Here is a 15,231-nt window from a genome sequence, read left to right as displayed (position 1 = left end):
AAAATCTATTCGGTTAAGATAGATGGTGGAGGCTGAGGGGTTCGAACCCCCGACCCTCTGCTTGTAAGGCAGATGCTCTCCCAGCTGAGCTAAGCCTCCATATATGACTCGTATGGGATTCGAACCCATGTTACCTCCGTGAAAGGGAGGTGTCTTAACCCCTTGACCAACGAGCCATGCTGTGTAAAAACTTCAGTGAGAAGTAATGCTACGGAGAGAGAGGGATACTCTTCACTTCGTTACGAGATTGCGAAGCAGTGCTAACGAAGCCTATGCTCCAACGAACCACTGAGGGTTCTCATCCCTTTGCAGAGAAGTAATGCTACGGAGAGAGAGGGATTCGAACCCTCGAGACGCTTGTGGCGCCTACACGATTTCCAATCGTGCTCCTTCGGCCAAACTCGGACACCTCTCCATATGGCTCCCCGAACAGGACTCGAACCTGTGACAACTCGATTAACAGTCGAGTGCTCTACCAACTGAGCTATCAGGGAATATACATGCCAGGCTTGATCGCCTGAAAACTGAATCCGAAACGAATCTGCGTTGTAGAGTTTGGATAAGCCCTCGACCGATTAGTATTGGTCAGCTCCATGCATTGCTGCACTTCCACCTCCAACCTATCTACCTCGTCGTCTTCAAGGGGTCTTACTAATTGGGAAATCTCATCTTGAGGGGGGCTTCACGCTTAGATGCTTTCAGCGCTTATCCCGTCCGTACGTAGCTACTCAGCCATGCTCCTGGCGGAACAACTGATGCACCAGCGGTACGTCCATCCCGGTCCTCTCGTACTAAGGACAGCTCCTCTCAAATTTCCTGCGCCCACGACAGATAGGGACCGAACTGTCTCACGACGTTCTGAACCCAGCTCGCGTACCGCTTTAATGGGCGAACAGCCCAACCCTTGGGACCTACTTCAGCCCCAGGATGCGATGAGCCGACATCGAGGTGCCAAACCTCCCCGTCGATGTGGACTCTTGGGGGAGATAAGCCTGTTATCCCCAGGGTAGCTTTTATCCGTTGAGCGATGGCCCTTCCATGCGGTACCACCGGATCACTAAGTCCGACTTTCGTCCCTGCTCGACTTGTAGGTCTCGCAGTCAAGCTCCCTTATGCCTTTGCACTCTGCGAATGATTTCCAACCATTCTGAGGGAACCTTTGAACGCCTCCGTTACTCTTTAGGAGGCGACCGCCCCAGTCAAACTGCCCGCCTGACACGGTCCCCGTACCCGATGAGGGCACTAGGTTAGAACCTAGATACGATCAGGGTGGTATCCCAACGGCGCCTCCGCAGAAGCTTGCGCTCCTGCCTCCACGGCTCCCACCTATCCTGTACAGATCGTACCCAAATTCAATATCAAGCTGCAGTAAAGCTCCATGGGGTCTTTCCGTCTTGTCGCGGGTAACCTGCATCTTCACAGGTATTAAAATTTCACCGGATCTCTCGTTGAGACAGCGCCCAAGTCGTTACGCCATTCGTGCGGGTCAGAATTTACCTGACAAGGAATTTCGCTACCTTAGGACCGTTATAGTTACGGCCGCCGTTTACTGGGGCTTCGGTTCACAGCTTCGGATTGCTCCTAACCGCTCCCCTTAACCTTCCAGCACCGGGCAGGCGTCAGCCCGTATACTTCGCCTTGCGGCTTCGCACAGACCTGTGTTTTTGCTAAACAGTCGCTTGGGCCTTTTCACTGCGGCCCCCTCGGGCTATTCACCCTACCGAGGCACCCCTTCTCCCGAAGTTACGGGGTCATTTTGCCGAGTTCCTTAACGAGAGTTCTTCCGCGCGCCTTAGAATTCTCTTCTCGCCTACCTGTGTCGGTTTGCGGTACGGGCACCTTCTCCTGACTAGAGGCTTTTCTTGGCAGTGTGAGATCATGACCTTCGCTACTGTAATTTTCGCTCCCCATCACAGCCCAGCCTTATGATGTGCGGATTTGCCTACACACCAGCCTCACTGCTTAGACGGACATCCATCAGTCCGCGTCACTACCCTCCTGCGTCACCCCATCGCTCATAGCGGATTACGGTGGTACAGTAATTTCAAACTGTTGTCCTTCGACTACGCCTTTCGGCCTCGCCTTAGGTCCCGACTTACCCTGAGCGGACGAGCCTTCCTCAGGAAACCTTGGGCTTTCGGCGGATCAGATTCTCACTGATCTTTTCGTTACTCATACCGGCATTCTCACTTGTGTAGTGTCCAGCGCTCCTTACGGTACACCTTCAACCCCTACACAACGCTCCCCTACCCCAGATGCAACGCATCTAGCCATAGCTTCGGTGGTGTGTTTAGCCCCGTTACATTTTCGGCGCAGAGTCACTCGACCAGTGAGCTATTACGCACTCTTTCAATGGTGGCTGCTTCTAAGCCAACATCCTGGTTGTCTGTGCAACTCCACATCCTTTCCCACTTAACACACACTTGGGGACCTTAGCTGATGGTCTGGGCTGTTTCCCTTTTGACAATGGATCTTAGCACTCACTGTCTGACTCCCGGCAAGAAGTTAATGGCATTCGGAGTTTGACTGAGCTTGGTAACCCTTGCGGGCCCCGCACCCAATCAGTGCTCTACCTCCACCACTCCATTCACCGAGGCTAGCCCTAAAGCTATTTCGGGGAGAACCAGCTATCTCCGAGTTCGATTGGAATTTCTCCGCTACCCCCACCTCATCCCCGCATTTTTCAACATGCGTGGGTTCGGGCCTCCAGTGCGTGTTACCGCACCTTCACCCTGGACAGGGGTAGATCACACGGTTTCGGGTCTACGTCCACATACTTAGTCGCCCTATTCAGACTCGCTTTCGCTGCGGCTCCGGCTTCTCACCTTAACCTTGCATGTTAAACGTAACTCGCCGGTTCATTCTACAAAAGGCACGCCATCACCCATAAAGAGGGCTCTGACTTTTTGTAAGCACACGGTTTCAGGTTCTATTTCACTCCCCTTCCGGGGTGCTTTTCACCTTTCCCTCACGGTACTGTTTCACTATCGGTCGCCAGGTAGTATTTAGCCTTAGCAGATGGTCCTGCTGGATTCATACGGGGTTTCACGTGCCCCGCACTACTCGGGATCCGTCTCGGAGAGAACACAGTTTAGGCTACAGGGCTTTTACCTCTATCGCGGGCCTTTCCAGACCTCTTCGCCTACCATATTCCTTTGTAACTCCATGTGAGACGTCCCACAACCCCAAGAGGCAAGCCCCTTGGTTTAGGCTGTTCCGCGTTCGCTCGCCGCTACTGACGGAATCACTATTGTTTTCTCTTCCTCAGGGTACTTAGATGTTTCAGTTCCCCTGGTCTGCCTCTGCGTATCCTATGTATTCAGATACGAGTAACTGCGAATTACCACAGCTGGGTTTCCCCATTCGGACACCCCCGGATCAAAGCTTGCTTACAGCTCCCCGAGGCAGTTTCGTTGTTCGCCACGTCCTTCGTCGGCTCCTGGCGCCTAGGCATCCTCCGTGTGCTCTTAATAGCTTAACCAACGTTCCGGTGTTTTGCTTGTTTGCACAATCAAAAACCTTCACTTAGCATCACTAAAATATTGAAACTTGTTTACACAAGTTCAGCTTAAAGGAATGTTCTAAAACGCAAATTCGTTTCGGTATCCAGTTTTCAAGGATCAAGTTGCTGTAAGTTCGGGTCGATCACAACAGTGACGATCGAAGTTACAGCCGGTTGAGAGTTTGAGCTCTCAAAACTGACCAACGAGTGAGTAACTAGCCGACAGGCTAGATTTAAGATTTGAATGTCTTCATTGCAGAAGACGATTCTCCATAGAAAGGAGGTGATCCAGCCGCACCTTCCGATACGGCTACCTTGTTACGACTTCACCCCAATCATCTACCCCACCTTCGGCGGCTGGCTCCCTTGCGGGTTACCCCACCGACTTCGGGTGTTGTAAACTCTCGTGGTGTGACGGGCGGTGTGTACAAGACCCGGGAACGTATTCACCGCGGCATGCTGATCCGCGATTACTAGCAATTCCGACTTCATGCAGGCGAGTTGCAGCCTGCAATCCGAACTGAGACCGGCTTTGCTGGGATTGGCTCCACCTCGCGGCTTCGCTTCCCGTTGTACCGGCCATTGTAGTACGTGTGTAGCCCAGGTCATAAGGGGCATGATGATTTGACGTCATCCCCACCTTCCTCCGGTTTGTCACCGGCAGTCACTCTAGAGTGCCCAGCTCAACCTGCTGGCAACTAAAGTCAAGGGTTGCGCTCGTTGCGGGACTTAACCCAACATCTCACGACACGAGCTGACGACAACCATGCACCACCTGTCTCAACTTTCCCCGAAGGGCACCTGATGCATCTCTGCTTCGTTAGTTGGATGTCAAGACCTGGTAAGGTTCTTCGCGTTGCTTCGAATTAAACCACATACTCCACTGCTTGTGCGGGTCCCCGTCAATTCCTTTGAGTTTCAGTCTTGCGACCGTACTCCCCAGGCGGAGTGCTTACTGTGTTAACTTCGGCACCAAGGGTATCGAAACCCCTAACACCTAGCACTCATCGTTTACGGCGTGGACTACCAGGGTATCTAATCCTGTTTGCTCCCCACGCTTTCGCGCCTCAGCGTCAGTTACAGCCCAGAAAGTCGCCTTCGCCACTGGTGTTCCTCCACATATCTACGCATTTCACCGCTACACGTGGAATTCCACTTTCCTCTTCTGTACTCAAGTCACCCAGTTTCCAGTGCGACCTCAGGTTGAGCCCAAGGTTTAAACACCAGACTTAAATAACCGCCTGCGCGCGCTTTACGCCCAATAATTCCGGACAACGCTTGCCCCCTACGTATTACCGCGGCTGCTGGCACGTAGTTAGCCGGGGCTTTCTTCTCAGGTACCGTCACTCCGGCAGCAGTTACTCTACCGGACGTTCTTCCCTGGCAACAGAGCTTTACGATCCGAAAACCTTCATCACTCACGCGGCATTGCTCCGTCAGGCTTGCGCCCATTGCGGAAGATTCCCTACTGCTGCCTCCCGTAGGAGTCTGGGCCGTGTCTCAGTCCCAGTGTGGCCGTTCACCCTCTCAGGTCGGCTACGCATCGTCGCCTTGGTGGGCCGTTACCCCACCAACTAGCTAATGCGCCGCAGGCCCATCCCCAAGCAGCAGATTGCTCCGCCTTTCATTCTCTCCTCAGGAGAAAAAAGAAATTATCCGGTATTAGCTACCGTTTCCGGTAGTTATCCCAGGCTTGAGGGCAGGTTGCCTACGTGTTACTCACCCGTCCGCCGCTAAATCTGAAAGGAAGCAAGCTTCCTCTCAGACTCCGCTCGACTTGCATGTATTAGGCATGCCGCCAGCGTTCGTCCTGAGCCAGGATCAAACTCTCCAAATTGGTATTTAGAAAGAGCGATTGCTCATTTTGAAACATCTGACGAGAATTGTTACATTCTCTAATTTGGATCTCACCGAAGTGATTTCCAGGTACTCACTCGTTGTTCAGTTTTCAAAGATCAAGTTCATCTTTCGTCGCCGTTTTTTGTCTCAGCAGCGACCTTTATAATATATCACAGCGCCCTCGTTTTAGTCAACCTTTTTTTTAATTTCTTTTTTCGGCTGATTTACGACTGCATTGCTGCGCATCGTTATGTCAGAGGGACGAGTTATAATTTATCATAAGAACTGCACCCTAGTCAACCCTAAATATTCAGTTCCCTTTCAGCTCTTCTGCAAACCTGGACAAATAAAATAACCCCACAAAGTGAGGCTTTAGCGTAGGTGATGACTCAGGTACTTTGCGGGGGCCCTTTAAAGGGTATAACGAATGGCATGACCATCCCCGGCTTCAACTGCCCACGAGGCGATCTCCCGAATTAATGAACGGGACACCAGCTTGCGAAGCACAAGCGGCAATTCTGCCTGGAGCGGGCTGAGCCCCGAATGCTGCAGAAGCTCTTTAATACTCCACGCCTCCTTACGGCTGCCCAGGATATGAAGCAGCATGGTACAGCAATCCTCCATTTTTGACATGAGGGCAAATTCACAGGCAAGCAGGATAAGCTCGATCCTCTGGTCCAGCGTCTCTGTGCTGATAGTCAATTCTTCATATAGCTTATGGACCGGTGAGTTCAGATTTTTCACCTGCCCCCATACTGCCGGTTCCGGGAAATACCCCGCTTCACTCACTTCAATGCGCGCCCAATGATACAAGGCAATGAGTACGCAATTATAGGCATCCATGGTACAGCCTGCTTCAATATACCGCTTGGACTTAATATACATATGTAAAAAACGGGCGAATTCCATAAACAGCACCCGTTCTTTGAGCGGGCCCTCAAACTGAATGAGCTGCTTGCGCATCTCCGCCAAGATCCCCTTCGGGTCCCAGAGTACCTCTCCAGATATCAGGCTGCTCAGAAGCTCGTTGTTATCCCCGGCCATGACAGCACGTTCCAGTGCAGACAGACCTACATGCACCGATTGTGTCCGCTTATCACCGGCAATGCTATGGGTTATGATTCGTTCCGTCTCCTGTTCCTCGTGCAGCAGAAGGACCACCATATCAAAATCATGCAACAGCGCACTTTGAAACGTGGCATCCCCTCTTTGCCGCCAAGCAACGGCTCCCAGAACATTCTCCTCAAATGTCTCCCCGCTTAATAGGGTCAAATTGGACAGTTCCATACTTCCCTCCATCAAATTTGGCGATTTTGCATCCTTCAGTTATAATCTCTATACATAAGCTTATTCTACATATTCATGCCAGTTCCTCCTGAACAACCGAACTATATTTCAGTTAGGAGATCATACTCATGAAATTTAAATCGGCCAAAATCAATGCTTTTCGCACCTGGGGACTGCTTCTGACCATGCTTGGTATGGGTCTCATGATTATGGGAACTGCAGGTATTGTATTCTGGGGATCTGCCGGCAAAGTCGTTGCTGCTGTCGGTCTTGTCATTGGACTCGTCTCCATGATGGCCAGTCTGGCTATTTATTTCTGGGCGGGCATGCTCTCAACCAGTGCGGTTCAGGTGGAATGTCCGGAGTGCCATAAGCTGACCAAAATGCTGGGCAAAACTGACCGCTGCATGTTCTGCCACACCATCCTCACCATGGACCCTGCACAAGCTACCATTTCTGCCGAAGAGCTTGAAGCCCATCAGCTTAAGCAATAACCCTATCTTAGTAGCGTTTACTGCAATCATCTAACTTCGATTAATATGCAGCAGCATGAAACACATGTAAAGATACAAGCACTCTTGCCTTCTGTACATAAAAAGGTGTTGTCCTAATAGGACAACACCTTTTTATAATTATTCAGAAGTACCAAATATCGCTATTCCGCAATTCCCTTCAATGCTTCCCATGCCTCCGGACTGGCGAAGCTCCGGTTCCAGGCGGCTACTCCGCCCAGCTTCAAGGACTGGGCCAGCTCTACCCTGGCTGTGAGCGAGGTGCTGTCCTCGATCCAGATTTTGCGGAGAACATCATCTTCCTTATACTCCACGTAGTTCTGTCCGGCTTCCTTATCGAATACCGGTGTCAGCTTCTTCTCGGCAATGATCTCCTTAACCGCATTCATGCTGACGGCCTTGGAGCTTACTTTGGTCTTGCCCTTCTCGGTGGCTTCCGTCCAGATCCGCGTATAGAGCGGCACTCCCAGAATCAGCTTCTCTGACGGCACCTTATCCTCCTCGATAATCCGGTTCATAGAGGTCTTAACCCATGGTAGAGAGGCTACTGATCCTGCAACCGGACTGGCTGCCCAGTGCTCGTCATAGGCCATTACAACCAGGAAGTCGGATACGGCGGCAAGCGCCGGGCGGTCGAGGAACAGGGACCACATCTCGCTTTTGGACTTCGGTGTTACGTCAATAGAGACAATCAGATTCCGGCTCTGGGCCATCGGCTTCAGTTCCCGCATGAACTGCGTTACGTTCGGTCCATCCTTGGTGTACACATTCTCGAAATCGATATTAATCCCATCTAAGTTATAGAGGTCTGCATACTTAAGCATCTGCACAATGGCATTCATCCGATTGTCATACGTAGATAAGGCTCCAGTAGTCAAGTCGGGTTCAAAGCTGTTGCTAAGCAGCCCCCATACCTCTATCCCCCGATTATGCGCCCAATCCACATAAGAGCGGTCCGCCTGGCTGCGCACATTCCCCTTCACATCAATAATGCTGAACCAGGTGGGGCTAACCACATTAATTCCAGGCAAGGCTGCAAATTTGGCCGGATTCGGCTTACGTTCGTACACAGCTTCCCAGAACATATTAACCGGCTTGTCCTTCCAGCTGCGCTGCGCACGTGTAGGCGTTTCGGGCTTTTTCTCTACAGTTCGGGTACCATCTTCGGTAATATCATCTGCCTGGACGTAGCCCGAATAACCATTATCAAGCTGAGCGTATACCCAGTCCTTGGTGTCCGTTTTCCAGATCCGTACAACATCGCCAGGATTCATATCGGCAAAAATCGGTGCATGCACTGAAGGTTCACTGCGCAGGGCTTTCGTTTTCCCGCCTTCTTTGCCCTTTACCTTGCCAAGCGGCACCGATTCTCCCGCAGTCATAAGCAGCACCGCACCACTAGCTGTATCCTCTTCGATCTCGAAGCCGTACAGATTCTCCAGTGTATCAGCCGGAAGATAGGTCACTTTATCTTTAACCTCGGGAGCAAGGCGAAGCTGCAGAGGTTCATTGTTCAGAGCTGCGGCCTTGGATTCCTCCTGCATGTACAACAGACTGCTGTCCGTTGAGAGGATAACTGATTTGCTCTCTTTTTCATAACGGATAGAAGGATCTACATATTCCTGCAAAAAAGGCAGCGGTAAAAGCAGTCCGTCCCCCGTACCCGATGCTGAATAGCCGGTAAGCTGTCCCTTCACAAAAATCGGCTTGTCCAGCCCCTTCCAGTCCGGGTCCAGATGCTGGCGGTTCGGCAGTACATAATAAACAACCCAAAAGGCTGCGGCGGCTATGATGACAAGTCCCAATAAGCGGCGAGTAAGACTTCCACGCTTCGTGACGCGTCTTTGTCTCTGTCTTCTGTCCAAAATAGGTCCTCCAAACCATTCGTTGAATTTTAAAAGCAGGCAACACTTCTGTTAAGTATACGCCATGCAGGCGAGCTTGGTTGCGCGAATCTCTTGGAAGGTTTGTATTTTTGTAACAGCTCGATTCTCTATCTATACAAAAAAGCGTGCAGAATCCGCTTCGGACCATACACGCTTATAAGTATTATTCCATTCAGTGCTGCTTCTCGCCGCAGCCTTTGCACACACCGTACAGCTCCATTCGCAATCCATGAATCTTGAAGCCTGTGGCCTGTTCGGCCTGCAGCTCTACCTCATGAAGAGTAGAATAGCTGAAATCCTCAATCTTGCCGCATTCCTGGCAGATAACATGATAATGATCAGATACATTGGCGTCGAAACGGCTGGAATTATCACCGTAGGTCAGCTCACGGACCATACCTGCTTCCATGAACATCTTAAGATTGTTATACACAGTTGCCACACTCATACTCGGAAACTGAGGCTCAAGTGCCCGGTAAATATCGTCTGCCGTAGGATGATTCATCGCTTCCATCAGATACGTTAGAATCGCATGACGCTGAGGCGTAATACGGACACCGGTTGTCTTGAGTTGCTCCAATGCATGCTGTACGCCACTACCCATCCATGCCACCGCCTTTGATTATACAACTTAATAATAATTCTAATCTAATTGTATGACTGTGCTTTCAGCGTTGTCAATGAAGTCATTACATTATATTGATTATTATATAATAAAAATTCGTTATTTCAATATTTGCTCACATTTAAATTGCTGTTTCCGTCTACTCGCAGCTTGAATTCGCCGGTTCCGATCTGGCCGGAAAGCACTTTTTTATCAATCACGAGTCCTGGCATGTCTGTTACGATATCTCCATAGCCGCTGGAGCCCTCCACCGTATAATTACCCGTTAGCGGCAGAAACAATTCAATATCCCCCACTGCACTGTAAATATCCCAGTCTCCCCCGAAATCCCCGGAGCGGATGCTGATCCGGCCGTTCAGCGATTCGGCATGCAGCTTGGCTCTCGCTCCGGAGACCTCCACATTGCCGTTCTTTGTGGACAGATCCAGCGCATCCCCGCTGTCGTATGCCGTGATGTTGCCGACCGCCGTTGACAGCTTCAGGGCTCCTCTGACGTCCCATGCCCCCATATCTCCTCCGCTTGTCCCCAGCTCCACGTTGCCCAGGACATCTCTGGCACGCACCGCTCCGTTCAAGGTTTTACCTTTTACATTTCCATAAATGCGGTGCAGGATCAACTCCCCGTTCCCGGTCTCCAGCGAGATGTCGGCAATGGCTTCCACATTCTGCAGGGTAATTCCGCCATTCATTGTACGGACACTCAAGTCAAACCGCCGGTCTTCCGGCAGGGAGATATCGAGGTTGATCCGCGGCTGGCGTTTGCCGGATTCACCGTACGCCTTACTCTGGGGTGTAATCTTGATCGTTGTGCCCTCTGTCACCTCGACAAAAGACTGATCGGCTATGGATTCAGCCAGTACCCCGTCCAACTGGTCTACCCATACGGTTGCCGTAATCTCGATATCCTCCACAGCAGCCCGGTGAATGAGAATGTCTCCATTAATAGCGTCAATATTGACCTTGGAGGTGTTCAGTTCGACCGGAACCATCAGCGGAGCCTTCTGATAAGAGCTTCCTTCCGCTTCCCCGTAATCGACCGCCGCCACGGTCAGGTTAAGACTCACCTTATTCCACAAATGCAGATAGTGCTCCTGCTCGGTTACGATAAACACACATGCAGCCAGTATTACCGCAGAGAACAATCCCCGCAGATCCATCCGCGCCCTTCCGGCAGTACCGTTCTGCTTCAGACGGCGGAAAAGAATATAGATCAGCAGATACTCTACTCCCCATAATACCGGAATGATGGGCCACCATTTGAGCAGCAGCATCATATAATCTGTTCCATCGCGCCAGTCCAGGAGAAGCAGGATTCCGACAGCAGCCAGTGTTACTGAGGCCGTATATCTGCCGATCCGCCGCTTCTTCCGATCCTTGTCCTGACGCGCTATGGAGTCCCTGGCCATCTCTCTGATTCCCATAAGCAGGCCAAGACCTATCAGCACCACGGAGGCGGCAGCACCGGCAGAGGTCTCAATGAATACGCGAAGCCAAGGCGGCTTTTGCTGGAAAAGAAAGAGCAGCGCCCCGCCGATAAGCAGCAGCAGGCCAAAGGAAATCCCCGGCTCGCTGATCCTTAGCCGGCGTCTTGAGGTTGTACCGGCACTCATGGTCTCCAGCTCTTCAGGATCCTGCTCTTCAGGAAAACGCAGAATCCGGTCTGCGGTCTGTAGCGCGTCAAACACATTATAGAAGTATAGTACCGGGATCAGCAGCCCCAGCAAAATCAGCAGCGGTACATTAATTTGCATCCCGATAGATGAGAAATACAGCAGTGCCACTATATCCAACACAATAAGGAAAATGACTGAAATCCCTTTGCGGAGCAGCCCGAGGTAGAGATGTCCCGTGCCGGGAAGCACTGCAGCAAGCAGGCCGGCTATAAATTTACGTTTACGCGGACGGCGCTTGGGACGGGGAGGGATGTAGGGGGTTTTCATTTCTCCGTCTGCTTCAGACAGCGGCATGCCTGCCTCGTTCTCTTCCTCCCGCACGGGAAGCTCCTCATGATTCTGATGACCGGAATTCATTCTCGGTACTCCTCCTTTCTAAAGTGGTATGCACTTGTCATTTCAGCCTGCCTGTCCGGTGGAGCTCCAGCAGCTCAACTCCCGGAACCACCTCTTCGGACCCGGCAGGAATGAACCCGTGCTTGGTATAGAGCGTCACTGCCGGAAGATTCAGCTTCCCCGTAGATACGATAAACTGCTCCATCTCCGCATAACGGGCAAAGATAAATTCCAACAGTCTTCCGGCCACGCCTTGGCGGAAATGGTCCGGGCTGACCATCATCCGGGTAACCGTTAGCTTGCCGGGAGACTCCTCTATGACTGCAACAGCGCCGAGCAGCTCCTCCGTCTCATTAAAGCAGCCGTAGAACTCCTCTGTAACCCGGCTGAGCATGTCCCTCGTCTCCAGCAGCGGCGGTATGTCCCGAAACCCTATGATCTCTGCCTCCAGGCGGTACGCCTTATGCTGAAGGCTCCACAGCTCATCAAGTAGGAACTCATCCTGCAGATTCAGCTTAACGATTGTATCCATCCGTACATTCCCCTTATATACTGCACAGAGCCTGCCGTTGCCGACAAGCCCTGTGCCCAAGATTCTATGATCTATTACCCAAAAGCAGTCTATCTGTTCAGCACTTCTGCGAGCAGAGTGTTCGCAAGACCCGGGTTAGCCTTCCCTTTGCTCGCCTTCATGACCTGTCCTACAAGGAAGCCGATGGCTTTTTGCTTACCTGCCTTGTAGTCCTCGACCGATTGCGGATTGGCCGCGACCACTTCCTCAACGATTCGCTTGATTGCCCCTTCATCACTGATCTGAACGAGGCCTTGCTCTTCCACAATTACCGCCGGCAGCTTCCCGCTCTCCAGCATTTCTTTGAATACTGTTTTGGCGATTTTGCTGCTGATGGTTCCGCCTGCGATCAGGCCGATCATCTCGCCCAGTCCCTGCGGCGTAATCTTCAGCTGGGATAACTCCAGATTATTGCTGTTCAAATACCCCAGCAGATCGCCCATCATCCAGTTGGCGACAGCCTTGGCATCCTGCGTGAAGGCAAGACTGCCTTCGAAGAAGTCCGCAAGCGGCTTGGAGGAGGTGAGCACTCCGGCATCATAGGCAGTCAGACCAAACTCCTCGCTGTACCGGGCCTGCCGGGCATCCGGCAACTCAGGGATCGTAGAGCGGATCGCTTCCTTCCAGTCTTCTCCAATGTGCAGCACAATCAGATCCGGGTCCGGGAAATAACGGTAATCATGGGCTTCCTCCTTGCCGCGCATGGACAAGGTCTTGCCTCCGGCTTCATCCCAGCGGCGGGTCTCTTGTACAACGACTCCTCCGTCATCCAGGATCTCTCCCTGGCGGAACTGCTCGTACTCCAGCCCGCGCAGCACCCCGCGGAAGGAGTTCATGTTCTTCAGCTCCGCACGGATACCGAATTCTTCCTGGCCTACTGGCCGCAGACTGATGTTAGCATCACAACGCATGGAGCCTTCCTCCATCTTCACATCGGACACATCGCAGTACTGCATAATGGCGCGGATCTTCTCCAGGTAAGCACGCGCTTCCTCCGGTGAACGCAGATCAGGCTCAGAGACAATCTCAATCAGCGGCGTCCCCACACGGTTGAAGTCAACGAGCGAAGCGAAGCCTCCATCCACATGAGTCAGCTTACCGGCATCCTCTTCCAGATGAAGACGGGTGATCCCGATCCGCTTGGTCTCGCCGTTCACTTCAATATCAATCCAGCCGCCGAGGCCGATAGGCTGATCATATTGCGAGATCTGGTAGGCCTTCGGGGAATCTGGGTAAAAATAGTTTTTGCGGTCGAACTTGCTGACATCGCCGATCGTACAGTTCAGGGCCATTGCCGCTTTCATGGCATACTCCACCGCTTGGCGGTTCAGCACCGGCAGTACACCGGGGTGACCAAGACAGACCGGACAGGTGTGCGTATTAGGCGGCGCGCCGAATTCAGTCGAGCAGCCGCAGAAGATTTTGGACTTGGTATGAAGCTCCACATGAACTTCCAGCCCGATGACCGTTTCATATTTAGACATAGATAATCTCATCCCTTAAAAGTTTATGGTCAACTACTTCAAGCTACAGTTGCGGGCGGGCCTTGTGATGCTCTGTATGTTGTTCAAAGGCATGCGCAACGCGCAGCACCGTACTCTCATCAAACTCCTTGCCGATAATCTGCAGGCCGACAGGCAGGCCTTCCGCGAAGCCGCAAGGAATGCTGATGGCAGGAATACCGGCCAGGCTGACAGGAATGGTAAGGATATCATTCAGATACATGGTCAGCGGATCTTCGGTCTGCGAGCCCAGCTTGAAGGCTGTGGTTGGCGCAGTCGGCCCGATGACAACATCGTACTTGCGGAATACTTCGTCGAAATCCTGCTTAATCAAGGTGCGGACCTTCTGTGCCTTCAAATAATAGGCATCATAATATCCGGAGCTGAGCGCGTAGGTGCCAAGCATGATCCGGCGTTTGACTTCAGGGCCGAAGCCCTGGCTGCGGGAGTTATGGTACAGATCCAGTAATCCGCCCCCATCATCCACTCGCACTCCGTAACGGACACCGTCAAAACGGGCCAGATTGGAGGAAGCCTCCGAGGAGGAGAGCAGATAATACGCGGCTACAGCATATTCTGTATGCGGAAGTGAAACCTCTTCCCACACTGCGCCAAGGCCTTCCAGCACTTTGAGCGCTGAGAGCACCGATTCACGGACCTGGGCATCCACACCTTCACCCAGATATTCCTTAGGTACGGCAATCCGCAGACCCGAGATGTCGCCGGTCAGCGAGTTCAGATAATCAGGTATGTTAACCTTAGCTGAAGTGGAATCCTGGGCATCGTAACCGGCAATTGCCTGCAGGACATATGCGGAATCCTCCACGGTACGGGTAATCGGACCGATCTGATCCAGGGAGGAAGCAAAAGCGACCAGGCCGTAACGGGAGACCAGGCCATACGTAGGCTTGAGGCCGACTACTCCGCAATAGGAGGCTGGCTGGCGGATGGAGCCGCCTGTGTCTGAGCCGAGGGTGAAGAAGACTTCCCCGGCTGCAACCGCTGCTGCCGAACCGCCGCTCGAACCGCCTGGAACACGCTCCAGATCCCATGGATTGCGTACAGCGCCGAAGCTGGAATTCTCATTGGACCCGCCCATGGCGAACTCGTCCATGTTCAGCTTGCCTATAGTGACGGCATCGGCCTGACGCAGCTTGGAGACTACGGTCGCATCATAGACAGGCTGGAAATTGGTGAGAAATTGGCTGGCACAGGTGGTGCGCAGACCTTGGGTCACGATATTATCCTTAATACCGGCGGGCAGTCCGAAGAGCAGACCGCGGGCAGTCCCGGATGCCAGCTTGTCATCAAGCTCGCGCGCCTTGGCACGGGCTCCCTCTTCATTTAGTGTCAAAAAAGCATGAACCTTACTGTCACGCTCCGCAATGACGGACAACGAATCTTCGGTCAACTCACTGACCGAGACCGCTTTGGTGTTCAGCATGTTATGTACTTCAGGTAATCGGTATTGAAACAGGCTCAACTTGCTTCCTCCTCT

At 52.3% G+C, this 15,231-nt stretch carries 8 protein-coding genes, 4 tRNA genes and 2 rRNA genes; 1 reads left to right on the top strand and 13 read right to left on the bottom strand.

Features of this window, described 5'->3' with window-relative positions:
- Nucleotides 1–23 precede the first annotated feature (23 nt).
- The 7 genes from MKX42_RS05855 to MKX42_RS05825 all read right to left on the bottom strand — a co-directional run bounded on the left by MKX42_RS05855 (nucleotide 24) and on the right by MKX42_RS05825 (nucleotide 6,628).
- A tRNA-Val gene (locus tag MKX42_RS05855) sits at nucleotides 24–99 on the bottom strand.
- A gap of 5 nt (nucleotides 100–104) precedes the next feature.
- A tRNA-Glu gene (locus MKX42_RS05850) sits at nucleotides 105–176 on the bottom strand.
- 149 nt (nucleotides 177–325) lie between these two features.
- Nucleotides 326–415: transfer RNA gene (locus tag MKX42_RS05845), tRNA-Ser, on the bottom strand.
- Between the two features lie 3 nt (nucleotides 416–418).
- A tRNA-Asn gene (locus MKX42_RS05840) sits at nucleotides 419–494 on the bottom strand.
- A gap of 61 nt (nucleotides 495–555) precedes the next feature.
- Nucleotides 556–3,481, bottom strand: a 23S ribosomal RNA gene (locus MKX42_RS05835).
- Nucleotides 3,482–3,778: 297 nt separating this feature from the next.
- A 16S ribosomal RNA gene (locus tag MKX42_RS05830) occupies nucleotides 3,779–5,339 on the bottom strand.
- The 16S and 23S rRNA genes sit together here with 4 tRNA genes alongside, the layout of an rRNA operon.
- Nucleotides 5,340–5,752: 413 nt before the next feature.
- Entirely contained in the window at nucleotides 5,753–6,628 is an 876-nt protein-coding gene (locus MKX42_RS05825) for a nucleotidyltransferase-like protein (protein WP_340751683.1), read from the bottom strand.
- A 128-nt stretch (nucleotides 6,629–6,756) separates the two neighbouring features.
- Between MKX42_RS05825 and MKX42_RS05820 the strand changes: the two genes are divergently transcribed.
- The gene (locus MKX42_RS05820; RefSeq protein ID WP_340751682.1) at nucleotides 6,757–7,122 is read left to right on the top strand and encodes a DUF2614 family zinc ribbon-containing protein; all 366 of its coding nucleotides are present in this window, start codon (nucleotides 6,757–6,759) and stop codon (nucleotides 7,120–7,122) included.
- Nucleotides 7,123–7,283: 161 nt separating this feature from the next.
- On the opposite strand, the gene MKX42_RS05815 is transcribed toward MKX42_RS05820, so the two are convergent.
- The 6 genes from MKX42_RS05815 to gatA all read right to left on the bottom strand — a co-directional run bounded on the left by MKX42_RS05815 (nucleotide 7,284) and on the right by gatA (nucleotide 15,216).
- Nucleotides 7,284–9,005 (bottom strand): glycosyl hydrolase family 18 protein, encoded by a 1,722-nt coding sequence (locus MKX42_RS05815; protein WP_340751681.1) that lies wholly within the window; start codon nucleotides 9,003–9,005, stop codon nucleotides 7,284–7,286.
- 193 nt (nucleotides 9,006–9,198) lie between these two features.
- Nucleotides 9,199–9,630, bottom strand: coding sequence for a Fur family transcriptional regulator (locus MKX42_RS05810; protein ID WP_036696300.1), 432 nt, complete (start codon nucleotides 9,628–9,630; stop codon nucleotides 9,199–9,201).
- 125 nt (nucleotides 9,631–9,755) lie between these two features.
- Nucleotides 9,756–11,681 (bottom strand): DUF4097 family beta strand repeat-containing protein, encoded by a 1,926-nt coding sequence (locus MKX42_RS05805; RefSeq protein WP_340751680.1) that lies wholly within the window; start codon nucleotides 11,679–11,681, stop codon nucleotides 9,756–9,758.
- Nucleotides 11,682–11,718: 37 nt separating this feature from the next.
- Complete coding sequence (locus MKX42_RS05800) at nucleotides 11,719–12,192, bottom strand: GNAT family N-acetyltransferase (protein ID WP_340751679.1); 474 nt, start codon at nucleotides 12,190–12,192, stop codon at nucleotides 11,719–11,721.
- A gap of 89 nt (nucleotides 12,193–12,281) precedes the next feature.
- On the bottom strand, nucleotides 12,282–13,727 hold the full coding sequence (gene gatB / locus MKX42_RS05795) for an Asp-tRNA(Asn)/Glu-tRNA(Gln) amidotransferase subunit GatB (RefSeq protein WP_340751678.1): 1,446 nt from the start codon (nucleotides 13,725–13,727) through the stop codon (nucleotides 12,282–12,284).
- Between the two features lie 31 nt (nucleotides 13,728–13,758).
- Nucleotides 13,759–15,216, bottom strand: coding sequence for an Asp-tRNA(Asn)/Glu-tRNA(Gln) amidotransferase subunit GatA (gene gatA, locus MKX42_RS05790; protein WP_340751677.1), 1,458 nt, complete (start codon nucleotides 15,214–15,216; stop codon nucleotides 13,759–13,761).
- Nucleotides 15,217–15,231: the final 15 nt, after the last annotated feature.

Origin of the sequence: Paenibacillus sp. FSL R7-0204, from assembly GCF_038002225.1 — a bacterium.
Lineage (GTDB): Bacteria > Bacillota > Bacilli > Paenibacillales > Paenibacillaceae > Paenibacillus_AQ.
Note: the sequence above shows the minus strand (reverse complement) of the source record. Positions and strands in the feature narration are given on the sequence as shown.

Excerpts from the sequence above, each read along its gene's own strand:
- MKX42_RS05805 (WP_340751680.1), bottom strand. The coding sequence starts at position 11,681 with ATGAATTCCGGTCATCAGAATCATGAGGAGCTTCCCGTGCGGGAGGAA.
- MKX42_RS05810 (WP_036696300.1), bottom strand. The coding sequence starts at position 9,630 with ATGGGTAGTGGCGTACAGCATGCATTGGAGCAACTCAAGACAACCGGT.
- gatB (WP_340751678.1), bottom strand. The coding sequence starts at position 13,727 with ATGAGATTATCTATGTCTAAATATGAAACGGTCATCGGGCTGGAAGTT.
- MKX42_RS05825 (WP_340751683.1), bottom strand. The coding sequence starts at position 6,628 with ATGGAACTGTCCAATTTGACCCTATTAAGCGGGGAGACATTTGAGGAG.
- MKX42_RS05820 (WP_340751682.1), top strand. The coding sequence starts at position 6,757 with ATGAAATTTAAATCGGCCAAAATCAATGCTTTTCGCACCTGGGGACTG.
- MKX42_RS05800 (WP_340751679.1), bottom strand. The coding sequence starts at position 12,192 with ATGGATACAATCGTTAAGCTGAATCTGCAGGATGAGTTCCTACTTGAT.